The organism is Mycobacterium sp. ITM-2016-00318 (genome assembly GCF_002968285.2).
GTDB lineage: Bacteria > Actinomycetota > Actinomycetes > Mycobacteriales > Mycobacteriaceae > Mycobacterium.
On sequence record NZ_CP134400.1, the window covers coordinates 2,153,182 to 2,177,565 of the forward strand.

Annotated in this window: 18 protein-coding genes; 11 read left to right on the forward strand and 7 right to left on the reverse strand. The window is 66.4% G+C overall.

Annotated features, from left to right (window positions below; genetic code table 11):
• Positions 1–41: 41 nt before the first annotated feature.
• The 3 genes from C6A82_RS10430 to C6A82_RS10440 are packed head-to-tail and all read right to left on the reverse strand — an operon-like array spanning position 42 to position 5,656.
• Positions 42–1,223 carry a sulfotransferase gene (locus C6A82_RS10430; RefSeq protein WP_105345012.1) on the reverse strand — a complete coding sequence of 394 codons (1,182 nt, stop codon included), beginning with the start codon at positions 1,221–1,223 and terminating at the stop codon, positions 42–44.
• A complete protein-coding gene (locus C6A82_RS10435) occupies positions 1,220–2,308 on the reverse strand; it encodes a DUF1214 domain-containing protein (protein WP_105345014.1) in 1,089 nt (362 codons plus the stop codon). Before C6A82_RS10435 ends, C6A82_RS10430 begins: the two co-directional genes overlap by 4 nt.
• A gap of 42 nt (positions 2,309–2,350) precedes the next feature.
• A complete protein-coding gene (locus tag C6A82_RS10440; protein WP_311101777.1) occupies positions 2,351–5,656 on the reverse strand; it encodes a LuxR C-terminal-related transcriptional regulator in 3,306 nt (1,101 codons plus the stop codon).
• Positions 5,657–5,764: 108 nt separating this feature from the next.
• Between C6A82_RS10440 and C6A82_RS10445 the strand changes: the two genes are divergently transcribed.
• From C6A82_RS10445 to C6A82_RS10465, 5 genes are all read left to right on the forward strand, one after another.
• A complete protein-coding gene (locus C6A82_RS10445) occupies positions 5,765–6,349 on the forward strand; it encodes a DUF1707 domain-containing protein (protein WP_105348732.1) in 585 nt (194 codons plus the stop codon).
• A 48-nt stretch (positions 6,350–6,397) separates the two neighbouring features.
• Positions 6,398–7,255 carry a type I methionyl aminopeptidase gene (gene map / locus C6A82_RS10450; RefSeq protein ID WP_105348733.1) on the forward strand — a complete coding sequence of 286 codons (858 nt, stop codon included), beginning with the start codon at positions 6,398–6,400 and terminating at the stop codon, positions 7,253–7,255.
• Positions 7,256–7,334: 79 nt separating this feature from the next.
• On the forward strand, positions 7,335–8,822 hold the full coding sequence (locus C6A82_RS10455) for a cobyric acid synthase (protein ID WP_105348735.1): 1,488 nt from the start codon (positions 7,335–7,337) through the stop codon (positions 8,820–8,822).
• Between the two features lie 9 nt (positions 8,823–8,831).
• Positions 8,832–9,500, forward strand: a complete 669-nt coding sequence (locus C6A82_RS10460) for a hypothetical protein (protein ID WP_105348737.1) — start codon at positions 8,832–8,834, stop codon at positions 9,498–9,500.
• A gap of 62 nt (positions 9,501–9,562) precedes the next feature.
• Entirely contained in the window at positions 9,563–10,126 is a 564-nt protein-coding gene (locus C6A82_RS10465) for an alpha/beta fold hydrolase (protein WP_105348738.1), read from the forward strand.
• 5 nt (positions 10,127–10,131) lie between these two features.
• Here the strand turns inward: C6A82_RS10465 and ngg are convergent, their stop codons facing one another.
• From ngg to C6A82_RS10480, 3 genes are all read right to left on the reverse strand, one after another.
• Entirely contained in the window at positions 10,132–12,024 is a 1,893-nt protein-coding gene (gene ngg / locus C6A82_RS10470; protein WP_105348740.1) for an N-acetylglutaminylglutamine synthetase, read from the reverse strand.
• Positions 11,985–13,793, reverse strand: a complete 1,809-nt coding sequence (locus C6A82_RS10475) for an N-acetylglutaminylglutamine amidotransferase (RefSeq protein ID WP_105348742.1) — start codon at positions 13,791–13,793, stop codon at positions 11,985–11,987. Before C6A82_RS10475 ends, ngg begins: the two co-directional genes overlap by 40 nt.
• Positions 13,794–13,858: 65 nt before the next feature.
• Positions 13,859–15,427 carry an amino acid permease gene (locus C6A82_RS10480; RefSeq protein WP_105348743.1) on the reverse strand — a complete coding sequence of 523 codons (1,569 nt, stop codon included), beginning with the start codon at positions 15,425–15,427 and terminating at the stop codon, positions 13,859–13,861.
• 344 nt (positions 15,428–15,771) lie between these two features.
• Here C6A82_RS10480 and C6A82_RS10485 point away from each other — a divergent pair, with 344 nt between their 5' ends.
• From C6A82_RS10485 to C6A82_RS10510, 6 genes are all read left to right on the forward strand, one after another.
• Complete coding sequence (locus C6A82_RS10485; RefSeq protein ID WP_105348745.1) at positions 15,772–17,130, forward strand: glutamine synthetase family protein; 1,359 nt, start codon at positions 15,772–15,774, stop codon at positions 17,128–17,130.
• A 13-nt stretch (positions 17,131–17,143) separates the two neighbouring features.
• Positions 17,144–17,857 (forward strand): gamma-glutamyl-gamma-aminobutyrate hydrolase family protein, encoded by a 714-nt coding sequence (locus C6A82_RS10490; protein WP_105348779.1) that lies wholly within the window; start codon positions 17,144–17,146, stop codon positions 17,855–17,857.
• Positions 17,854–19,218, forward strand: a complete 1,365-nt coding sequence (locus C6A82_RS10495) for an aldehyde dehydrogenase (RefSeq protein WP_105348746.1) — start codon at positions 17,854–17,856, stop codon at positions 19,216–19,218. Before C6A82_RS10490 ends, C6A82_RS10495 begins: the two co-directional genes overlap by 4 nt.
• Positions 19,219–19,992: a 3-oxoacyl-ACP reductase gene (locus C6A82_RS10500; protein ID WP_105348748.1), complete on the forward strand. Its 774-nt coding sequence runs from the start codon at positions 19,219–19,221 to the stop codon at positions 19,990–19,992.
• Positions 19,993–19,994: 2 nt separating this feature from the next.
• Entirely contained in the window at positions 19,995–20,717 is a 723-nt protein-coding gene (locus C6A82_RS10505) for a FadR/GntR family transcriptional regulator (protein WP_105348750.1), read from the forward strand.
• Between the two features lie 121 nt (positions 20,718–20,838).
• Entirely contained in the window at positions 20,839–23,739 is a 2,901-nt protein-coding gene (locus C6A82_RS10510) for a BTAD domain-containing putative transcriptional regulator (protein WP_105348751.1), read from the forward strand.
• Between the two features lie 54 nt (positions 23,740–23,793).
• On the opposite strand, the gene C6A82_RS10515 is transcribed toward C6A82_RS10510, so the two are convergent.
• The gene (locus C6A82_RS10515; RefSeq protein ID WP_142406050.1) at positions 23,794–24,303 is read right to left on the reverse strand and encodes a hypothetical protein; all 510 of its coding nucleotides are present in this window, start codon (positions 24,301–24,303) and stop codon (positions 23,794–23,796) included.
• Positions 24,304–24,384: the final 81 nt, after the last annotated feature.

Genomic DNA, 24,384 nt, shown 5'->3' on the forward strand with positions numbered 1-24,384 from the left:
AACAACGCAACGGTTGACGAGTGCTTGGGCCGCGACGCGGATTACTTCAGCGGCTCGCTCGGGACGTGATAGCGCTCCTGATAGCCCGCCACCTGCTCGCGTAACCGGTCTGCGTCAAGGCCGGTATCGGCCCAGCAGTAGCGGCCCCCGCCGGCGTCGCCGGGGTGGGCCGCCAGGTGATCGCGCATCCGCCGTTCGGCGGTCGGGGTCAGCTCACGGTCAAGCCTGCCGTAGAGCGATCTGATCGTCGCGAACGGATCACGCATGAAATCGGCGAACTGCACGTCGATCACCTGGCCCGGCGACAGCGAGTCGCGCAGTGTCATCCCGCGCTCCAGCCCGACCACTATCTCCTCGCAGGACTGCACGGCGCAGTCGGGAATCGACGTTTCATCCGACGCCATCCGGCGCAGGTGGTTGGTCAACGCGCTGACCGACGAGATGACCTTAAGCGGGTCGCGGTGCGTCTGCACGATCACCGCGTCGGGGTAGGTCGCCACCAGCGCGTCGAGTGTCCACAGGTGCGCGGGCGATTTCAGCAGCCACTGACCGCTGACACCGGACTGTAAGTGCTGCAGGAAGATTCGGTGATACCGGTACGCGTGCCGATGGTCGGCCTCGTACAGAAGCCATTTGTAGTAGGCCGGCAGCCGGTACTGAACCGAGAAGATCATGCTGCAGAACTGCGAGGCGGTGATCCGCACACACTCCTGGCCGACCTGCGCTCCCATCGGGTGCCAGTCCATGAAGCCGGGAATGATATGTTCGCTCATCTCGAGCGTGGCCTGAGTTTCGGCGATCCGCGGGTCGGTGTCGTAGGTGTCGGGCTGTGGCACCGGCAGAGGTGCGTCGACCTCCCAGGTGAGCGGCGGTCGCAGTTGCGGGTCCTTGGCAAGAAGATCGAACAGGATCGTGGTTCCGGTGCGGGGCTGTCCGACGATGAAGATCGGCCGTTCGATCCTCTGCTCGGCGATCTCGGGATTCGCCTTGCGCCACTCGACGACCTGTAGCCGGTTCTTCAACGCGCGCACGATATCCAGCGCGGCGATCTCCACCCCGAGGTCGTTGAGTCGCGCGTCGGCGACGAACCCTTCGCACAGCAGGCCCAGCCCCTCGCGCCACGTCTCCTTCTCGTCGAAGTCGGCGCCGAAGTCGTCGCTGCCCGCCCATTCGCAGGCCTGCGCGACCAGTACCTCCTGGTCGAACCGGTCGGCGGCGCTCACCGCGCCGCCCCACCGCGACGTACCTCGACCGACACGTTCGGCGGATCGGGGTTGTCCAGCCAGCGGAACACCACGAAGCCGCGGTGCCGTCCGCCGGTGTCCAACCAGTGGCCGTGGTCGAAATCCCTTGCGCCGATGGCGATCCGCACGACGCCGTCGGCGTCGGGTGACACCCCCTTGTTGGTGACGGAGCTGTGCCTGCGGCGCGGCTCGAGGCATTCGTGCCAGATGTTCTCCAGCGTGATGTTCCAGTAGCGGGTGTCCGGCGGTTCGAACTGGATGACCAGCGACTCGTCGGGAGCCAGTCGGAAGGTGCCGATCATGTACAGGTTGTCCGGAGTAGTGTCGGCGGCGCCCAGGTCGGCGGGTTCGGCGGTGACGAGGGTGTTCGGCTGCGTCAGCAGTTCGGGTTTGATCGTGCGGTGCAGCGTGGTCAGCTTCATGATGGTCCACGCCATCGCGGTGAACTGTTCTGCCGCTTCGTCGTCCGACAGCGCCAGCGGCGATTGCGGCTCGGTGAGCGGCTCGATGCGCAGCGTCGCCGACTGTTCGCTATCGGCGTCGGCGATGTACTCGCGCACGACGATCGAGGTCGCGTCGTCGGGAATCTGCACCCATTGCGCGCCGTTGAGGTCAGCCGGCTCCGCAGCGGAGAACACCAACGCGAACGCGCCGCCGTCGAGCTTCAGGTCGGTGTCGCTGACGTAGGCGGCCATCCGTCGCGGCGTCATACCCGTGCCCGCGAGCACCTGAAATCCGAGATAGGCGGTGCTGCCTCGTGTTCCCGTGACGCGATAGCCGCGGTCGCCGCGGATCATCGCCAGCAGATACCTGCCGTCGGGGTTGGGTCCGCCGACGAGCCGGGTGGGTGAGCACATGTCGAAGAACCACGGCAGGTCGGGATCGGCCTCAACGGATAACTCCGAGCACAGCGCGGTGACGCGGGAGACGACAGCGAGGCCCTCGCGCAGCTCGCGTTCGTTCTCCGCGTCTTCCGTCACGATCGCGGTGATATCGCCGATCATCTTCTGCACGAACGCCCATGCTTCGACGGTCTTGGGCGCTCTGGAGTCATTCGGCGTCATGAAGACACACCTATCAACATCGCTGTTGTCGCCATGGCCGAATCAGTTATTTAACCCCGCCGACCGGCGTGCCGCTTCCTGAGCCAGCTGAACCCGCGACGTCAAGCCGAGCTTGGTATAGACACGGGTGAGGTGCGATTGCACCGTTCGCGGCGACACGAATAGCCGCTGCGCGATGTCCTTGTTTGCGAGCCCTTCGCTGACAAGCCACACGACGTCAAGCTCGGACGGGGTCAGCGACGCCCAGCCGCTCGACGGCCGCCTTCGTTCGCCGCGGCCGCGCTGCGCGTAGGCGATCGCCTCGTCGGTCGACAGGGCGGCACCTTCTGCCCAGGCTGATTGAAAATCCTTGTCGTCTAATGCAGTTTGGAGTTCTGTCAGCAATGCTTGGTAATCGGCCTCATAGATCTTGAAGCGGACTTCGCCGGTGCGGTGCCGAATGCCCTCCGCCGCACCGACGAGCCGGGCCGCTTCGCAATGGCTGGCGGTGTGGCACGCGAGAGTACCGAGGATCTCAAGGATGTTGGGTACGCCTAGATACGCTCCGACGCCTACGCTGCACCCGAGGGCGCCGTGGGCGTCTTGCTCTGCTCGATCCGGGTTGCCGTCAGCTATTTCGACGCGGGCGCGGGTTGTCAGTGCCGCTGCTCGATTCCACCCTGACGTAGCCGCGAGGCCATCATCTATCCGGCGTCGAGCCTCAGTGAGGTCACCGCGCGCCAGGGCGGCCTCGGCGATCAGCGGGCTATTGAGGTTAGCGGTCCCCTGAAGACCACTGAAGTGGGACCATGCAGCCGCAGCCGCGTCTGACGCCCGTGCGATGTCACCAGCGGCAAGGTGCGCGATCATGATCTCTACGTAGACAGCACCGACGAAGACATCGCCGAGTTCCTCAGCGGACTCAATCGCCCCCTCAGCGGATGCCTGCGCCGTACTCAGGTCTCCCCGATATGCGAGCGCCTGCGGCAGGATGAGAAGAGCCGTGACCTGCGAGATACCGTCATGGTGGGCCTCGGCGTCGGCGACCACCCCGTGCAGCAGCTCGATCGCCGAGGTCAGATCGGCCTGCATCACGTACGCGGTTGCAAGCCGCCACCCGCATTGGCGTGATCCGAAGCGGTCGCCGATGGCTTCGGCGATCTCGCGCCCTTCTTCGGCAGAGGCCCGCAATGCGATGGGATTGCCGGTGACCAAGGCGGATTGAGCTTGCTGAGCCAGAATTTGCGACAACCTCCATTTGTCCCCGAGGGCTCGGGCCAGGTCAATCGCTTCGGAAAGGTAGCGCAGCGCCACGTCGGTGTCGTAGACAGCGGCGCTGCCACATGCAGTGAGGGCTCTGACGAGGAGTGGGGGGTCGTCGAGGTCGCGCGCGAGCGCAAGAGCCTGCTCTGCGTGTTCCAACTCGTAGTTGTTGACCCACGCGTCGAGGATGGCTTTGTCGGCGAGCACCCGAGCGCGCGCGTGTGGCGTTAACTCGCCGAGGCTTGGGGTGCCGTACTCCAGAACGGCATTGAACCACGCCAGCCCCTCCTGAATGCGACTGCGCGACAGCCACAACGGCATCAGCGACGACGCCAGTTCCAGTGCGCGCGCGGTCTCGCCCGATTCGATGCTCCAGCCGAATGCACTTCGCAGATTGTCCATTTCCTCGTCGGCCTGCTGCACACGCTGCTCATAGTCAGAACGTGCTGGCGCGTCGAGCAGGGCCGCCAACGCGTTGTAGTGGTCGCGGTGGCGTACCCTTACGGCTTCGGCCTCGCCGGACTCGCCGAGCTTCTCCTGCGCGTACTGCCGAACTGTCTCGAGCAGCCGGTACCGCGTTCGTCCGCCGCTGTTTTCGGCGGTCACCAACGACTTGTCGACCAGCAGCGCCAGTTGGTCGAGGATTTGGTAACGCTCGACCTCGGCATCGCCCGCGACGGACTGCGCGGCGTCGAGGTCGAAACCGCCGAGGAATACCGCGAGCCGACGAAACAGAATTCTCTCGGGCTCCGTGAGCAACGCATGCGACCAATCGACTGAGGCGCGCAATGTCTGCTGCCTGCGCACCGCCGTCCGTGCACCTCCGGTCAGGAGACGGAACCGGTCGTGCAGGCCGCCGACGATCTCCTCCAGCGAGAGAGCGCGGACGCGTGCGGCGGCCAACTCGATCGCCAGCGGCATGCCGTCGAGCCTTTTGCAGATCTCGGTGACGGTGACGACGTTGTCGTCGCCGACGGTGAAATCGGGCCGGACCCGCCGCGCGCGGTCGGCGAACAGATCGATGGCCTCGTCGGCGAGCGAAAGCGACGGCACCTGGAACGTAACCTCACCCGGCACACCCGTCGACTCACGGCTGGTGGCCAGGATCTGTAGGCCCTGGCACCTCGCCAGCAGCTCTGCAGCCAACGACGCGGCGGCGTCGAGCAGGTGCTCGCAGTTGTCCAGCACGACCAGCGTCTGCCGGTCGCTGACGAACTTCACGAGCGTTTCCATCGTCGAACGGCCCGGCTGGTCCGGAAGGCCGAGCGCACGAGCCACTGCCACCGGCACCACGGCTTCATGGGTGACGGGAGCCAGGTCCACGTAGTGGACGCCGTCGCGATATTCGCGCGCGGTGTCGGCCGCGATCCGGATCGCCAACCGTGTCTTGCCTGCGCCGCCCGCGCCTGTCAATGTGACGATCCTGTTGTCAGCCAACAATTGGCGAACGTCTGTGATCTGTACGACGCGGCCGACAAAGCTCGTCAGTTGAACGGGAAGGTTTCGGGTGTCGGCGCTCTTCGACACTCGCAACGGCGGAAACTCGTTGTGCAGGTCGGGGTGGCACAGCTGCGAAACACGTTCAGGCCGAGGCAGATCCCGTAACTCGTGCGAACCCAGGTCCATCAACCAGGCATCGTCGGGCAGCCAGTCGGCGATCAGCTGCTCGGTCGAGCCCGACAGCACGGTTTGCCCGCCGTGCGCGAGGTCCCGCAGCCGTGCCGTTCTGTTGATCGTCGGGCCGATGTAATTACCCTCATCGCGCAGCTGGACCTGGCCGGTGTGCACACCGATGCGCAGTCGGATCGGCGACAACGGTGCGCGCTGCAGATCGAGTGCGCATGCCACCGCGTCACTGGCCCGGGCGAACGCTGCGACGAAGCTGTCGCCCTCGCCCTGCTCGACGGGCCGCACCCCACCGTGGACGGCGAGTAGGTCGCCGAGGGTGGTGTCGAGGGCGGCGACGGTGGCCGTCATCTGGTCCGGCTGGGTCTGCCAAAGCCGCGTTGAGCCCTCGACGTCGGCCAGCAGCAACGTCACAGTCCCGGTCGGCAGTTCGCCCATGACCTCGCCTACAACCAGGTCGGTCCATTCGGATGCGATCATGCTAGTCAGCATCGAGCGGTTGAAGTTCGGAAACATCAGCGAAATGGCGCAAACATCGCAGTAGCCTCGCTGAGCTGTCGGTGGCGACGGCGGTATTTTGGAAGGGCCATGACCGGGACAAACGAGCACGCAGCGGTGCTGCGCGTATCCGACGCCGACCGCAACGGCACGTTGCGCAGGCTCCACAACGCGGTCGCCCTTGGGCTGATCGACATCGACGAGTTCGAGGAGCGCTCGGCGCTGGTGTCGCAGGCCCGGCTGCGCTCCGACCTGGACACGCTGGTGGGCGACCTGCCGGGGCCCGGCGCGATCGTCACCTCCGCCACCGACAAGGTCGAGCTGCGCGGCGTGATGGGCTCGCTCAAGCGTCAAGGCGAATGGACCGTCCCGACCCGGCTGGCGTTGTATCGGCGGATGGGTTCCGTCGACCTTGACCTCACCGGCGCCCGCTTCGCCGGTCCCATGGTTGTGGTCGAACTCGACATGAAATTCGGCGGGCTGGATCTCCGGCTCCCCGAGGGCGCCAGCGCCTCGATCGACGACGTCGAAGTCGTGGTGGGAAGTGCCAAGGATCACCGAAGGGATGCGCCAGGTGAGGGCACACCGCACGTCATCCTGACCGGCAAAGTGGTCTGCGGCTCGGTCGATATACGCGGACCGCGCAAGTCGCTCCTGCGCCGCGACCGCCGCTAGCGCTTGAACAGCGGCGACCCGTTCCCCGCGAGTCGCTATCCTGGCGTGATGCCTGTTCGCACCGCACTTCGTCCCGGCGTGGTTTCGCCGACCCTTCCGGTGCCCAAGTCGATCGAGCGTCCCGAATACGTGGGAAAGGCGACGGCAAGGGAGGGCACCGAACCGTGGGTGCAGACGCCCGAGGTGATCGAGAAGATGCGGGTGGCGGGCCGAATCGCGGCACGGGCACTCGCCGAGGCGGGTAAGGCCGTCGCGCCGGGTGTCACCACCGATGCACTCGACCGGATCGCCCACGAATACATGGTCGATCACGGCGCCTACCCGTCGACGCTGGGCTACAAGGGCTATCCGAAGTCCTGCTGCACCTCGCTCAACGAGGTCATCTGCCACGGCATCCCGGACTCGACCGTGATCGAGGACGGCGACATCGTCAACATCGACGTGACCGCATACATCGACGGTGTACACGGTGACACCAACGCAACGTTTTTGGCAGGCGACGTCAGTGAGGAGCACCGGCTGCTCGTCGAGCGCACGCACGAGGCGACGATGCGCGCGATCAAGGCCGTCCGTCCCGGCCGTGCACTGTCGGTCGTCGGGCGGGTCATCGAGTCGTACGCGAACCGCTTCGGCTACAACGTCGTTCGCGACTTCACCGGCCACGGCATCGGCACCACGTTCCACAACGGGCTCGTGGTCCTGCACTACGACCAGCCCGCGGTGGAGACGATCCTCGAGCTGGGGATGACCTTCACAATCGAGCCGATGATCAACCTCGGCGCGCTGGACTACGAGATCTGGGACGACGACTGGACCGTCGTCACGAAGGACAAGATGTGGACCGCGCAATTCGAGCACACGCTCGTGGTCACCGACGACGGCGCCGAGATCCTCACCCAGCCGTGAAATTTTTCCGGCGAGCAGACGCAAACGTTCCCCAAACGGCGGTAAAAAGGGCACTTTTGCGTCTGCTCGCCGGGAAAAAGTGAGCGGGGCGCTTCTGGTCGCAGGCACCAGTTCGGACGCCGGAAAGTCGATGGTGGTCGCCGGGCTGTGCCGGCTGCTGGCCAGCAAGGGCGTCGCCGTGGCGCCGTTCAAAGCGCAGAACATGTCGAACAACTCGGCGGTCACCGTCGAGGGCGGGGAGATCGGCCGGGCGCAGGCGATGCAGGCGCGCGCTGCGGGGTTGGCGCCCAGCGTGCGCTTCAACCCGATACTGCTGAAGCCGGGCAGTGACCGCACGTCGCAACTGGTGGTGCGGGGGCGCGTCGCGGCAACGGTTGCCGCGGGCGACTACTTCACCCACCGCGACCGCCTTGCCGCGGTTGTCAACCGCGAACTGGCGCAACTGCGAAGCGAATTCGACGCGGTCATCTGCGAAGGTGCTGGATCGCCCGCCGAGGTCAACCTTCGCGCAACCGATCTCGCCAACATGGGACTGGCACGCGCTGCCAATCTTCCCGTCATCCTGGTCGGCGACATCGACCGCGGCGGGCTGCTCGCCCACCTCTTCGGTACGGTCGCCGTGCTCGCGCCGGAGGACCAGGCGCTGATCGCGGGATTCGTGGTGAACAAGTTTCGCGGCGACCCGGCACTGCTGGCACCGGGCCTGACGCAACTGGCGGACCTGACCGGCCGGCCCACCTACGGTGTCCTCCCGTTCGAGGACGAATTCTGGCTCGACACAGAGGATTCGGTGTCGGTACAGGCCCACCGCGTTGTCGGACAGCCGCAGCCGCCGGTCGGGGAGCAGTGGCTGCGCGTCGCCGCGATCAGGCTGCCCCGCATTTCCAACTCCACCGATGTGGAGGCACTGGCGTGCGAGCCCGGCGTGCTGGTGCGCTGGGTGACCGATCCCGCCGACCTGCCCGACGCCGATGTCATCGTCATCCCAGGCAGCAAGTCGACCGTCGCCGACCTCGGCTGGCTGCGTGAACGCGGGCTGGCTGACGGCATCGTCGCCCACGCCCGCGCAGACAGGCCGGTGCTGGGTATTTGCGGCGGTTTTCAGATGCTGTGCCGCCGCATCGACGACGCCGTCGAATCCCGCGCTGGCGGGGTGGACGGTCTCGGGCTCCTCGACGCCGACATCGAGTTTGCGGCTGAAAAGACATTGCGCCGCCACGACGCCCCGCTGCACGGCTACGAGATCCACCACGGCCAGGTGTCGCGATGCGCTGACGACGAGTGGCTGGGCGTGGGAATCCGCGACGCCGCGGTGTACGGCACGCATTGGCACGGCCTACTCGACAACGACGAGGTACGCAGACGGTGGCTCTCCGACGCCGCCACGGCCGCCGGGCGGAGCGGGTTCACCGCCGCAGACGACGTCGACGTCTCGGCGCGGCGGGACGCTCAACTGGACCTGATGGCCGATCTACTGGCGGGCCACGTCGACATCGACGCGATAGTCGGGCTGCTGGAGAACGGTCCGCCAGCGCGGCCGGCCATCGTCAGCACCCTGCGTCGGTAGCCTTGGCCCATGATCAGCCGGTGTGTGGGGGCGCCAGCGTTGACGCTTCTGCTGGCCGCCGCCGGCTGCGCCAACACCGTCGCAGGCACCGCGACGTGGCCCGGCCCGCGACTGGACCGAACCGTCCTGACCGCGGCGGAATTCCCCCAGGGCGTGCAATACGACCGCATCGTCGACAAGCCCGGCCAGCCCGACGGCGAAGGCGGGCCACCCGCCATGCTGTCGAAGCCCGAAGGGTGTTCCGACGGGCTCACCAGAGTCATCGCCGTTTCAGCGGAGCGCGGTGCGGGCAGCGCGGCGAAGTACAACGTCGCCTACGACGGCGCGCGCATCGTGATGACGGTGCTCACGTGGAATCTGGATCTGGACGAGCTCTCAGCAACGGCGCAGCGGTGCGCGTCGTACCAGACCTTCTTCGACCCGTCGTCGGACGGCATTCCGATGACCACCACCGAACTCCAGACTTCACGACGAGACGCGCTCACCTACCAGCAGACGATGGACCTAAACGGGGCGAAGAGCAGTGTGTTCTTCTCCTTCGAAAACGTCGGCACGATGGCGGTGTTCGGGATCGCTTTTCCCACACCGAATCCGGGGATCGCTGTCAAAGGACCGCTGCCGCAGACCTTTATGGACGTCCACGACAAACAGGCCGACCGCTTGCTGCAAAACGGCTGAATGAGCGGTTGGGAGCCGCGCAAAACCGCCCGCCGATCAGTGCCGGGTTGTAGCGTGACCGAATGCCTTCGACGATGGTCACCGTCGACGGTTTCCCCGTTCCCGTCGATGTCGCCGGCCCGGAAAAGGGATCCGTCGTGGTGTTGCTCGGCGCCGCGCAGCAGGCGGCATCGGCGTATGACGCCGTGTGCCAACGGCTGCACACCGCGTCCTTGCGGACCATCGTGGTTGGCCCCGATCCGCGGCTGACCGCCAAGTCGGTCGTCGGCATCATGGACATGCTCGACGTGCAGTGGGGGTTGTTGGTCGGCGACCGGATTGGCGGCGAGATGGCGTGGGAACTGGCCGCCACCCGTCTGGACCGCTTCATCGGCCTCGTCGTGATCGACCGCGGTCATCCTCGGGTCGCCGACCAGTCCGGCGTGATCCGCGACGAGCACTGCCCGCCGGTGGAGATGAACACGACCGCTCTGGTCAGCACGCCCGCGGCGCGGGCCGTGGCCCGCGCAAGCCAGCGTTTCGTCTACGGCGACTTCCGGCTGGTCGAACTGCTCGGGCGGCGCAACGCCCAGGAGTCCACGGCGCAGCTGGCCGCCGAGATCGTGTTGCGCACCAGCACCTGGTGAAGCCGCTATTCAGGGGCCTCGGTAGGGGTCCAGGCCTGCGGCAGGCCTGGCGTGGTCGGGAACAGGTAGTCGACGAAGGCCGCGGCGGTCGGCTGCGGCTCGTGGTTGGCCAACCCCGGCCGCTCATTGGCCTCGATGAACACGTACTCGTCCGCCGTCACCTCGGGCACCAGCAGATCGATGCCGGTGACCGGGATACCGATCGCCTCTGCCGCCGCGACCGCCACTCGGCACAGCTCCGGGTGCACCTCGGCGGTCACGTCGTGGATGGTGCCGCCCTGATGCAGGTTCGCGGTGCGCCGCACGCGCAACCGCTGCCCCTCGGGCAACACGTCATCAAATGACCAACCGGCCTCGGCCACGGTCGACTCCGTGACGGCGTCGACCGGGATGCGCGACTCGCCGCCGGTGGCGGCGGCGCGACGCCGGCTCTGCGTCTCGATCAGCTCACGAATGGTGTGGTGTCCGGTGCCGACGATCTCGGCGGGTCTGCGGATCGCGGCCGCGACCACCTTGCCGTCGATCACCACAAGCCGAAGGTCGTCGCCGTTGGCGCGCTGCTCGATGAGCACCTCGGGATGCTGCTCGCGGGCCCAGGCAAGTGCGCTGTCGAGTTCGTCGGGGCCGGCGACCCCGACGGTGATGCCCTTGCCCTGTTCGCCTCTCGTCGGTTTGACCACGACATCGCCGACCTCGGCGAGAAATTCGTGGTCCCCTTCGTCGAAGGTGGCCAGCCTGCCCCTCGGCACCTTGATGCCCGCTTCGCCGACGATCCGCCGGGTCTGCCGCTTGTCGTCACAGCGACTCATCGCCACCGCGGACGTGAACTCGGACAACGATTCCCGGGTCACCACGCTGCGGCCCCCGTAGGACAGCCGCATCTCGCCCGCACCGGCGTCGAGCACCTCGACCCAGATGCCGCGGCGCATGGCCTCGTCGGCGATGATGCGCGCGTAGGGGTTGAGGTCGTCGACCGTCTCGGGGGGATGGGTGAACAGGGGCTCGTTGATCGCGTTCTTGCGCTTGACGGCCATCACCGGAACCCGCTGGAACCCGAGTTTCTCGTACAGCCCGATCGCGGCCACGTTGTCGTGCGTCACCGACAGATCCATGTACGACCGGCCCCGGTCGCGATAGATCGTGGCGAGCGCGCGGGTCAACGCCGCGCCCACACCCGGCAGGCTGATGCTCGGGTCGACGGCCAGGGTCCACAGGCTCGTGCCGTTCTCCGGGTCGGCGAACAGCCGCTTGTGATCGACGCCGGTGACGGTGCCCACCACGGAGCCGTCGTCGGCGCGTACCGCGATGAGGTAGTCCACCGATTCGCTGTCGCGATGGTTCTTCCAGATGACGTCGGTCGGCGCGGGCACCATCCCGCAGCGGACATAGACCTGGTTGATCGCGTCGGCTTCGGCCACGTCGCGCAGCGCGCGCACCGTGAAGCCGGTGGGCGGGGAAGTCGGCTCGTCGTCCTCGGAGAAGCGCAGCCGGTAGGTGTGGCTGGGGTCGATGAACAGTTCGGCGGGCGCTCTCGACACCAGCACGTGTGGCTCGCGGGCGTAGATGCAGATGTCGCGTCTGCCGTGGGTCTCGCCGCGCAGTACCTCGGCGAGCTTTTCGGCGTCGGCGAAGGTCTGCCCGAAAATGAGCCGCCCCCAGCCGAGTTCGAGGACGACATCGTCGGCCATCTCGTCGATCAGATGTGGCGGCGACGCGTCGTGCAATCCCAAGGTGATCGCTTCGGTGTGGTCTATGTCTGTTGCGTGGCTCCCGCTCGTCCCTTGCCGTGCGGGCCGGGGCCCACCGGTCCTCGCTTCGCTGCGATTCTCCTTCGCATTCGCTTCGCCGGGAGCCGCGCTCACGCCGCTGCCCCCGTGATGCCGTGCCGCTGCAGCCATAGTTCGAGCAGCGCTATCTGCCACAGTTCGTTGCCGCGCAGCGGGGTCAGCCTGCCGTTGGGGTCCGCCAGCAGTGCATCGACCGCCTCCGGCCGGAACAGGCCGCGCTCCTTGGCGACCGGTGCGTACAGCGCGTCGCGCACCAGATCGAGGTAGGGGCCTTCGAGGTGGGTCAGTGCCGGCACCGGGAAGTAGCCCTTCGGGCGGTCGATCACCTCGGACGGAATGACCCTGCGCGCGGCTTCCTTGAGCACGCCCTTACCGCCCTGTGCGGTCTTGAGATCCGGCGGGCAGGTGGCGGCCAACTCGACGAGTTCGTGGTCGAGGAAAGGCACTCGACCCTCTAAACCCCAGGCCATGGTCATGTTGTCTACCCGTTTGACGGGGTCGTCAACCAGCATGACGGTGGTGTCCAGCCGCAGCGCGCGGTCCACGCCCGACTGTGCGCCCTCCCGGGCGAAGTGCTCGCTGACGAACCGCCCGCTCGGGTCGTCGTCGGCGATGTAGTTGGCCGCCGCGAGGCTGCGAACACCCACAGGGTCGCGGTCGAAGAAGGCACCCCGATAGGCGGCCACCGCACCGTCGAGGGAGGCGGCTGCCGGCTCGCCCATCGGCGGATACCAGTGGTAGCCCGCGAACACCTCGTCGGCGCCCTGACCGGACTGCACCACCTTGACGTGTTTGGCGACTTCCTGGCTGAGCAGATAGAAGGCGACGCAGTCATGGCTGACCATCGGTTCGCTCATCGCGCCGATGGCGCCGTCGAGCGCGGGCAGCATGCGATCGGTACCGATGCGGATCTGATGGTGGTCGGTGCCGAACCGGTCGGCGATGATGTCCGACCAGGTGAACTCGTCACCCTCGACGTCGCCGACGGACTCGAAGCCGATCGAGAACGTCGACAGATGGTTCTGGCCGGCCTCTGCTAGCAGGCCGACGATGAGGCTGGAGTCGACGCCGCCGGACAGTAGGCAGCCGACCGGGACGTCGGCAACCATTCGGCGGTCGACCGCAACCCGCAGAGAGTCCAGAACCGCGTCCTCCCAGTCCTTTTCGGACCAGTCCTTGCGGTCGTCGCGGCGGCTGAAGTCGGGCGTCCAGTAGGTGACCTCGCTGCGACGGCCGTCCGGTTCGATGGCGACCAGCGTCGCGGGCGGAATCTTGGAGACGCCGCGCAGGATGGTGCGCGGCGGCGGCACCACGGAGTGGAAGGTGAGGTAGTGGTGCAGCGCGACGGGATCGATGCGGGTGTCGATGCCGCCACCTGCCACCAGTGCCGGCAGCGACGAGGCGAAGCGGACGCGGTGGGCGTCCTCGCTGATGTAGAGCGGTTTGATGCCGAGCCGATCGCGTCCGAGCAGGACTCGCCCGCTGTCGCGTTCGACGATCGCGAACGCGAACATTCCGTACAGCCGGTCGACGAAGCGGTCACCCCAGTGGTGGTAGGCCTTCAGCAGCACCTCGGTGTCGCTGTGGGAGAAGAACCGGTAGCCGTGCTGTTCGGACAGCTCATGCCGCAGCTGCTGATAGTTGTAGATGCACCCGTTCCAGGCGATGGCCAGGCCGAGCTCGCTGTCCACCATCGGCTGCGCGCCCGCTTCGGACAGGTCGATGATCTTCAGGCGGCGGTGCCCGAGCGCGACTCGACCCTGCGACCACGCACCCGCCGCATCGGGGCCGCGAGGGGCCATCGCCTCGGCCATGGCCGACACCGCCGCAAGATCAGGCGTTCGGCCGTCGAGTCGCACCTCGCCGGTGGCTCCACACATCGTTTCGACCCTACCGTTCGGCGCCCCTTCGGGCGCACGGATGGCTTATTGCCCGATGGGAGGGGTTAAGAAACGCCCTCCAACTCGCCTGTCTCGTCGATCTGCTTGACGGGCCCGGTGAACCAGTTCTTCACCGATGCGTGCCAGTAGATGTACAGCAGGATCAGGACGCCACCAACCAGGAGCGGGGTGTAGTTGACGAACTTCCACTCGAAGCTCGGATCCCACGGCATCCCGCCGAGCGAGGTCGGGAACATCGCGATTATCGACGTGATGATGATCTCGATGATGGCCACGGGAGCCATCCACTTGTGGTGCCCGCGCAGATTCCATCTACCGAGCGGGAAGTCGTCACCCATCTTCCAGCGCAGGTAGATGGGTACCGCGAAGCAAAGGTAGAGGCCGACGACGCCGATGGACACCACCGCGAAGAACGCGACCGGAACCGGTGCGCCGTTGATGTCGACCTCGACAAGGGCGGGCAGGGTGATGGTCGCCGCAAGGATCGCGGTGACCATGACGCCGTTGGCGGGAATCCTCTTCGAACTCAGCGCCGACCACAGCTGGTGACCGGGTACGGCGCGGTCGCGGCTGAACGCGAACAGCATGCGCGATGCGCTCGTCTGGCAGGCCGTGGTGCAGAAGAACTGGCCCGCGGCGGAGATCAACAGGACTATCGCGACCCACTTGGAGTCCATCGCCTGGGTGAAGATCGTGACCACCGCGCCGCCGCCGGCCGACACCTCGTCGGAGTCCTGCACCGCGAAGAGGAACGTCACCAGCAGGATCCAGCCGCCGATCGCCGAGTAGAAGATCGACCGCCAGATGCCCTTGGCCGCGCCGTCGGCCGCGCTTTTCGTCTCCTCGGAGAGGTGTGCCGACGCGTCGTAGCCGGTGATCGTGTACTGGGTGAGGATCGCGGCGATCGGCAGGCAGAAGAACAGGAAGCCGATGCTCGAGGTGGAGCCGCCGAACATGCCGCTGTTGTTGATTGTCTTGGCGAAGACGTCGCTGATGCTGGCGTGCTGCTCAGGGATGAGCCACAGGATGAGGATGACCACCGCGGCGCCCGCCACGTGCCACCACACCGAGATGTTGTTGATAACGGCCAACAGGTGGCTGGAGAAGATGTTGATGATCGCCGAGGCGGCCAGGATGATCACGAACAGGATGAACGTCCGGGTCAGGCTGTAGCCCGCGAGCCAGCCTTCGCTGAACGTGCCGAGCGTCAGGTCCAGGAACGTCGCGCAGCCGTAGGCCACGGATGCCAGGATGGCGATCAAACCGATCAGGTTCAGCCAGCCGGTGTAGAACCCCGCCTTGGGGCCGCCCAACTTGCTTGCCCACCAATAAATCCCGCCGGAAGTGGGGAATGCCGACACGAGTTCGGACATACACAGCCCGATGATCAGGATGAAGAGGGAGACGAGTGGCCAGCCCCACGCGATCGCCGCCGGTCCGCCGTTGTTCCACCCGAGCCCGAACGACGTGAAACACCCCGCGAGGATCGAGATGATCGAGAACGAGATCGCGAAGTTCGAGAAACCCGACCAGGACCGCGACAACTCCTGGACATAGCCGAGGCTGGCGAGGTGTTTCTCGTCGTCGTCTAGATGTTCGTGGCCCTCTGGCACGGCGATTCTCCTTCGCGGGGTGGGGATGGAACTCGCATAGGCACAATAAAGCGCCAAAGGTCTGTTGTCCTACCTTTGGCCATGACGACTGCGTAAATCTTGCTTCATGGGGAGTGACCTGCGGTTCACCCCGGGGGTTGCGCTCGAATACTCCGCGGTCCGTGGCCGTGGCCGATTTCGGGGCCGCGAGGGGTAGCTGGGCGCGACAGTAGGCCGGCCGACGCCGACATGAACGCATATGCCTGATCTAATGGTCTAATTACCCACCTTTAACCGGTGAGGGTTTGGTAAAACTACGTGGTCGCCCACGACCGAAGGCGGGTCCCGATGGTTGAGTTCTCGGCATGACTGGAATGTTGTCGCAGACCGAGTTGGAATCGTTGATCGCCGCAGGCGACATCGACACCGTGATCGTCGCCTTCTGCGATATGCAGGGCCGGCTGATCGGCAAGCGCGTTGCGGCGCGGTTGTGGGTGGAAGACGTCGCCGCCCACGGCGCGGAGTGCTGTAACTATCTGCTCGCGGTCGACGTCGACATGAACACCGTGGACGGCTATGCGATCTCCAGTTGGGAGACCGGATACGGCGACATGGTGATGACGCCGGACTTCTCCACCCTTCGCCTGGTGCCCTGGCTGCCTGCCACTGCGCTGGCGATGGCCGACCTGTCGTGGACGGACGGCAGGCCGGTGACCCAGGCGCCGCGCAGCATCTTGAACAAGCAGATCGCCCGGTTGGCCGACAAGGGTCTGGTGCCCTACATCGGCACCGAACTCGAGTTCATCGTCTTCGACGACAGCTACCGGGCGGCATGGGCGGCGGGCTATCGCGACCTGACGCCTGCCACGGACTACAACGTCGACTACGCGATGCACGCGTCCACCCGGATGGAGCCACTGCTGCGCGACATCCGCAACGGCATGGACGGTGCGGGCATGTACTGCGAAGGCGTCAAGGGCGAATGCAACCTCGGGCAGCAGGAGATCGCCTTCCGCTACGACCATGCGCGCGTCACCTGCGACAACCACACGATCTACAAGAACGGCGCGAAAGAGATCGCGGACAAACACGGCAAGAGCCTGACGTTCATGGCGAAATTTGATGAACGGGAAGGCAACAGCTGTCACATCCACATCTCGTTGCGCGGCGCCGACGGCAGCGCCGTGTTCGCCGACGAGGACGCATCCGACGGCATGTCGCCGATGTTCCGCAGCTTCATCGCGGGCCAGCTCGCGACGCTTCGTGATTTCACCCTCTTCTACGCGCCGAACATCAACTCCTACAAGCGTTTCGTGGAGGGCAGTTTCGCTCCGACCGCGATCGCGTGGGGAATGGACAACCGGACCTGTGCGCTGCGCATCGTCGGGCACGGTCACGGAATGCGCATGGAGTGTCGGGCGCCTGGCGGTGACGTCAACCAGTACTTGGCGGTGTCTGCGCTGATTGCGGGCGGCCTGTACGGAATCGAGAACGAGCTGGAGCTCCCGGAACCGTTGGCGGGCAACGCCTATACCAGTGGCGCCGAACATCTGCCGACGACGTTGGCCGAAGCCGCCGACCTCCTCGACAAATCGGAGATCGCGCGCGAACAGTTCGGCGACGAGGTGATCGATCACTACCTGAACTACGCCGACGTCGAACTGAAGGCGTTCAACTCGACCGTCACCGACTGGGAAAGGGTGCGTGGATTTGAGCGCCTTTAGCCCCGTGCTCGGCATGACCACATATCTGCAGCAGGCGCAGACAGGTGTGTGGGATGTGCACGCGACTTTCCTGCCCGCCATCTACCTGGAGGGCGTCAACCTCGCGGGCGGCACGGTGGTGCTGCTTCCGCCGCAGGCCGAAGACGCGGCGGACCGGGTGCTCGACGGGCTGGACGGCGTGATCATCACCGGCGGACCCGATCTCGATCCGGCCGCCTACGGCCAGGCGCGGCATCCCAAGACCGACGAACCGGACGCAGCCAGGCGCGCGCGCGACGCCTGGGAGTACGCCCTGGTTCACGGCGCGATCAGGCGCGGCATCCCGGTGCTCGGAATCTGCCGGGGCGCACAGGTGATCAACGTGGTGCTCGGCGGCACGCTGCACCAGCATCTGCCCGACGTGCTCGGCCACCACAATCATCAGCAGGGCAACGCCGTCTTCTCCACATCGTCGGTGCGCACCGTCGCGGGCACGCGCCTGGCCGCGTTGATCGGCGAAACATCCGATGCGCAGTGCTACCACCACCAGGCCATCGATCGGCTCGGCGACGGCCTGATCGTCAGTGCCCAGGATGCCGAGGGCGTGATCGAGGGCATCGAGATACCAGGGCCGAACTTCGTTCTGGGAGTGCAGTGGCACCCCGAGGAACGACTCGACGATCTTCGTCTGTTCTCCGCAGTGGTGAACGCCGCCGCGCGGTACGCAACCGGAAAGGTGGACGCGTGACCTCCTCTACCCTGGTCAACCCCGCAACTGAGCAGGAGTTGCGGCAGGTCGAGCAGACCACCGCTGAGGCGGTCGACGACGCGGTGGCGCGAGCCAAAGTCGCACAGCGGCAGTGGGCCAGGCGAGCACCGGCGGACAAGGCGGCCGCTTTGCGCGCTTTTGCCGCCGTCGTCGATGCGCACGTCGACGAGTTGGCCGCTTTGGAGGTGGCCAACTCCGGCCATCCGATCGGCAACGCCGAGTGGGAGGCGGGCCACGTCCGCGACGTTCTGCAGTTTTACGCTGCGAGCCCAGAGCGGTTGTCCGGCAAGCAGATTCCTGTCGCGGGCGGGTTCGACGTCACCTTCAACGAGCCGATCGGCGTCGTCGGCGTCATCACGCCGTGGAACTTCCCGATGACGATCGCATCATGGGGCGTCGTGCCCGCACTCGCCGCGGGCAACGCGGTGCTGGTGAAGCCGGCCGAGTGGACACCGCTGACAACCATCCGGCTCGGCGAACTCGCCCTCGAGGCCGGCATTCCCGCCGATCTGTTTCAGGTGCTGCCCGGCAAGGGCTCGGTGGTGGGGGACCGGTTCGTCACCAACCCGGACATCGGCAAGATAGTTTTCACCGGGTCCACCGAAGTCGGTGTCGGCGTGATGGCCGGAGCCGCGAAGCACATCAAGCGGGTGACGCTGGAGCTCGGCGGCAAGAGCGCCAACATCGTCTTCGACGACTGCGATCTCGAGCGTGCGGCAGCCACCGCGCCGCACGGCGTGTTCGACAACGCGGGCCAGGACTGCTGCGCGCGCAGCCGCATCCTTGTGCAGCGCAATGTCTATGACCGGTTCATGGAGCTGCTCGAGCCTGCGGTCAAGGGCGTCGTCGTCGGTGATCCCTCGTCGAAGGAAACCGAGATGGGACCGTTGGTCTCCAAGACGCACTGGAACAGCGTCGCCTCCTACGTACCTGAAGACGCACCGGTCGCGTTCCGCGGCGAGGCACCATCGGGGCCCGGGTACTGGTTCCCGCCGACGGTGCTGACCCCGCAGCGCACGGACCGGACCGTGACCGAGGAAATCTTCGGGCCGGTCGTCACGGTGTTGCCGTTCGAGGACGAAGCCGACGCGATCGAGTTGGCCAACGACACGCCCTACGGGCTGTCCGGGTCGATCTGGACCGATAACCTCTCTCGGGCCGTCCGGGTCTCTCGGGCCGTGGAAACGGGCAACGTGAGTGTCAATTCGCATTCGTCGGTCCGCTACAACACACCGTTCGGCGGCTTCAAGCAATCCGGTCTGGGGCGCGAGCTCGGCCCCGACGCGCCGTTGCACTTCACCGAAACCAAGAACGTCTTCTTTGCGATCGAGGAGAGCTAGATGGATCTCACCCAGCGGATGAAGGGCAAGGTCGCCGTCATCACGGGCGGGGCCAGCGGCATCGGACTCGCCACCGCCAAACGCATGCACGCCGAGGGAGCGACGATCGTCATCGGGGACATCGACCCCGCCGCAGGCAAGACGGTCGCCGACGACCTGAACGGCACTTTCGTCCAAGTCGACGTTTCCGATCAGGTCGCGGTGGACACGCTCTTCGACACGGCCGCCGAGACCCACGGTTCGGTGGACATCGCGTTCAACAATGCGGGAATCAGCCCGCCGGAGGACGACCTCATCGAGGTGACCGGAATCGACGCGTGGGACCGCGTGCAAGACATCAATCTCAAGTCGGTGTTCTTCTGCTGCAAGGCCGCGTTGCGTCACATGGTTCCGCAACAGAAGGGGTCGATCGTCAACACCGCGTCGTTCGTCGCGGTGAACGGTTCGGCGACATCGCAGATCTCCTATACCGCGTCCAAGGGCGGCGTGCTGGCGATGTCGCGGGAACTGGGCATCCAGTACGCGCGACAAGGCATCCGGGTCAATGCTCTGTGCCCTGGCCCGGTGAACACGCCGCTGCTGCAAGAACTCTTCGCCAAGGACCCCGAGCGCGCTGCACGCAGGCTTGTCCACGTGCCGGTCGGGAGGTTCGCCGAACCGGAGGAGCTGGCGGCGGCCGTCGCGTTTCTCGCCAGCGATGACGCGTCGTTCATCACCGGGTCGACGTTCCTGGTCGACGGCGGCATAACCGGCCACTACGTCACTCCGCTGTAGTCATGACGGCAGGCCAGGACGTCCCGCTTGCGGGCGAAGCGCTGCTTCGCCCGGTACGACCTGGGAATGCCTTCGAGGACACCGTCGGACGGCTTCTCCAGACGATCCGGCTCGGCGTGCTTCAACCGGGTGAATCGTTGCCGCCCGAGCGGGAGTTGGCGGCCCGCCTCGGCGTCAGCCGCGACACTGTGCGAGAAGCGATCAAGTCGTTGGCGGACGCCGGTTACCTGGTCCCGCGGCGCGGTCGGTACGGCGGCACCTTCCTGGCGGAACCGCTGCCCACGCATATGGGCGACCAACCGCGGGTGACGCGCGCCGAAATCGACGACGCGCTACGGCTACGGGAGGTGCTCGAAGTCGGTGCCGCGCGGATGGCGGCGAGCCAGACGTTGACCGCAGCGGAACGAGAAGTGCTGTGGGCCCGGATGACCGATGTGCGTGGGGCGCCCGCCGCCGACTACCGGCGGCTGGACTCGAGGTTTCATCTGGCCATCGCCGAAGCCGCCGGGTCACCGTCGCTGGTCACGCTGGTGGCCGAGAACCGGATGCGGCTCAACGGTCTACTCGACCAGATCCCGTTGCTGGCACGCAATATCGCGCACTCCGACGAACAGCACGAGGCGATCGTCATGGCCGTCCTCGCCGGGGACGGCGATGGTGCCGCCGCCGCGATGCTGGCTCATGTCGCGGGCTCGGCGGCGCTGCTGCACGGCTTCCTGGACTAGGAGTCAGCCGAGGCCATGCAACGGGACCGACGGCGACAACGGTGACTGAACGCTAGGCGTATGCCTGTGACCCCAGCGTTTCGATGGACACACCGCGGTCACTTGGTGAACGCTGTACTGCATGGCCGCGGAATTCAAGTTGCTCGGCGAAGTCGAGGCTTGCGTGGACGGCCACCCGCTCGACATCGGCCACGCGCGGCAACGGTGTGTCCTCGCGTCGTTGTTGGTCGATGTCAACAAGCCGGTGTCGGTCGACCAGTTGATCGACAGGGTGTGGTCCGCCGAGCCGCCGCACCGTGCCCGCAATGCCCTCGCGGGCTACCTGTCTCGACTTCGCACGCTTCTGGCCGATGCTTCAGCCCTGCAGATCACCCGCGGGCCTGCCGGCTACACCCTGACGGCCGAGGCGCTTTCGGTGGACCTGCACCTGTTCCGTTACCTGGCCGCAGAGGCGCGGTCGACCGCGGATCCACACGAAGCCACTGGCCTGTTCGGCCGCGCGCTCGATCTGTGGCGTGGCGAGCCGTTTGCGGCCCTCGACACTCCATGGATCAGCGACTACCGCACTTCGCTTGAGGCGGAACGGCTCTCGGTGGTGCTGGACCGCAATGACGTCGCGCTGCGTGCCGGGCAGCACACCGAACTGCTCGACGAGATGACCACCGCACACCACGGCCATCCGCTCGACGAGCGACTGGCCGGACAGTTGATGGTCGCGCAATACCGCTGCGGGCGTCAGGCCGACGCACTGGAAACCTACCGCAGGATGCGTGAGCGCCTCATCGACGAGCTTGGCGTCGACCCCAGCCCGCCGCTGCGCGAGATCCACCAGCAGATACTCGAAAGCGATTCCTTTGCAGCGCCCTCAAGGCCGCCATCGTCGCCGTCGTCGGCTGTAGGCGGTAGGACAACCGCCCAGACGAACGTGCCGCGTCGCACGAAGCGGTTCATCGGCCGCGACCGCGAAGTGGCGTCGCTGCGCAAGGCTTTGAATGACGGTCCGCTCATCACCTTGACCGGCGTCGGCGGAGTCGGTAAGACGCGGCTCGCGCTCGAGGTGGCCGACTGCACAAGGGAGAGCTTCGCTGACGGCGCATGGTTCTGTGAACTCGCGCCATTGGCCGACGGCGCCGCCGTCGGCCACTCCATCGCATCGGCACTGAGACTTCAGCAGGGCCCCCACGAAGCCGACGAGGCGGTCGTCGACTATCTGCGGGCCCGCGAGCTGCTCCTTGTCGTCGACAACTGTGAACACGTGCTGTTCGAGGCCGCACAGCTGGTCGACCGCATCGTGCGCGACTGCCCGCGGGTGTCGGTGCTGGCCACAAGCAGAGAGCCGCTCGGCACGGAGGGAGAAAGGATCACCCCCATATCTCCGCTGCCGGCCGAGGATGCCGCAGAACTGTTCGCCGAACGGGCCCGGGCGGCGCGCCCGGACTTCGACGCCGACAACGAACCGGTCGGTGCCGTGGCGGAGATTTGTCGACGGCTCGACGGCGTTCCGCTCGCCATCGAACTGGCCGCAGCGCGGATGCGCGCGATGAGCAGCCTCGATGTCGCGCGCCGACTTGACCGCCTGCGCCTTCTCAGCGGCGGCGCCCGCGGTGCGCATCCGCGCCAACAGAGCGTTGCGGCGACCATCGACTGGTCGTACCACCTGCTCGACGAGCGGGAGAAGGCGTTGTTCGACCGGCTGTCCGTCTTCGCAGGCGGGTTCGACCTCGAAGCGGTGCACGGCGTGTGTGCCGACGCGGGGCAGACCGAGGACGACATCCTCGACCTGTTGACCGGGTTGGTCGACAAGTCAATGGTTTTCATTCGCAGTGGCGGCATGGCGACTCGCTACGGAGTGCTCGAGACGCTGCGGGCGTATGGACGGGAACGGTTGCAGGACAAGGCCCTTACCGACGACATCGCAGCCCGGCACGCGCGCTACTACATCGAGCTCGTTGAGCGCTCCGAACGGGGTATGCACAGCGCCGACGAGCGGGCCTGGGTCGAGCGGATGGCGCCCAATGCGGGCACGCGTTACGCGTCGCCCGACTTCGAGAATCTCCGAACGGCGTTCGAGCATGTGATGTCGGACGGCGACATCGACCTTGCGCTTCGGCTTGTCACCTCTTTGATCGACTTGATGAACCGCGTGGGCTACCACGCGGCCCGCTGGGCGTTCCGAGTGGTGGATTCGGCCGACCACGACCATCCGCTGTTTGTATCGGCGGTTGGTGTCGCGGCGCGCGCGGCCTGGGTACTCGGCGACTTCCCGCACGCGCGGTCACTTGCCGACATGGCGGCTGGCCGGGTTGCCGGCGAACGTCCCTGCTACCTCGCTCATCCCGACGACGTACTCGCCGATATCGCCCTGTACGACGGTGATGCGGAGACCGCGCTGGCGCATTACGAGGCCGAGCTGCCAGGTGCCCGCAGTGCGGGCGATCCGATCCGGTTGGTGATGATCGTCGACCGGATCACCATGTGCCATCGGGCGTTCGGCGCCCCCGAAGCGGGCGTGCCCTATGCGGAGGAGGCGATCGTCGTCGCGGACGCCGCGGGTGTTCCGACGGCACGGTCACTGGCGCGCTGCGCCCTCGGCCGGGCACTGGCCCGCGCCGATCCGCCGCGGGCGCTCGCGCTGCTCGAACAAGCGAACGAGATCGGCGCGTCTGTCGACAACAACTGGTGTACCGGGATGGCAGGCATGGAGGCTGCGGCCATCCGCGCCGTACACGGTGATCCGATCGCGGCCGCGCCGACACTGATACCGGTGCTCGATCACTGGGAGCACGGGGGGCCCGGGCTCATCGCTCAGCAGTGGGACACGCTGCGGCATGTGGCACGACTGCTGGTGCGCTTGGGGGCCGAGAACGAAGCCGCAACGCTGCAACGCTTCTTCGTCGACGCGGGCCGTGAACCGCCCTTGTCCGGTGACGATGCCGCGCGGGTCGAGGACGCAAGCGCCACTGTGCCTGCCGAGGCCGATGTCGTCGAGTTCGCGAGGGCCGCTCTTCGCCCCTACTGCTGACACGAAAACGGGCTAGGCACAACAATTTCTGCTGTGCCGGCCCGCCGTGGGAGATCAGAAGTCGCCCTCCACCACGTTCGTGTTCTGGACTCTGCTGCCGCAGTCGCCGTCGACGAAGCGCGCACGGACGAACACCTCGTCGGTGCCGTCGCTGTCCTCGTTGAGGACACTCGCCGGAACGACGAACTGCTGCAGATACTCAAGGCCGCGGTCGGTGGCCCTGACGAAGCCGTCGACGTCCTCGCGGACTCCTGGGTAGTTGCGGTCGGACAGGTACTGCTCACCGCCGTCGTCGCCCCAGACGATGTAGTGCATGCCGCCGCAGCCGGCGCTCAGGTTGTTGAGATAGCCGACAGCATCAGGCTTCTCCATCGGATACACACCCTGCACGATCACCCGGTTCTGACCTGCGCCGGTGAAGTCCTGGTCGACGATGGTCAGATGCGATTCCGGTGACTGCGCGGGGGCAGCCGATGCGGGTGCAAGGCCCGGGGTCATGCCGGCGACGGTGGCGACCATGGCCGCTCCGCCCATCAAGGTCGTGATCTTCGTACGCCTGCTCATCGGTTCTCCAGTGCTCGTGGGCCGCGGGTGGCCCGGTCGTTGACGGTGTAACCGTGCCGGGCGAGGTTTCGGCAGGCCTGT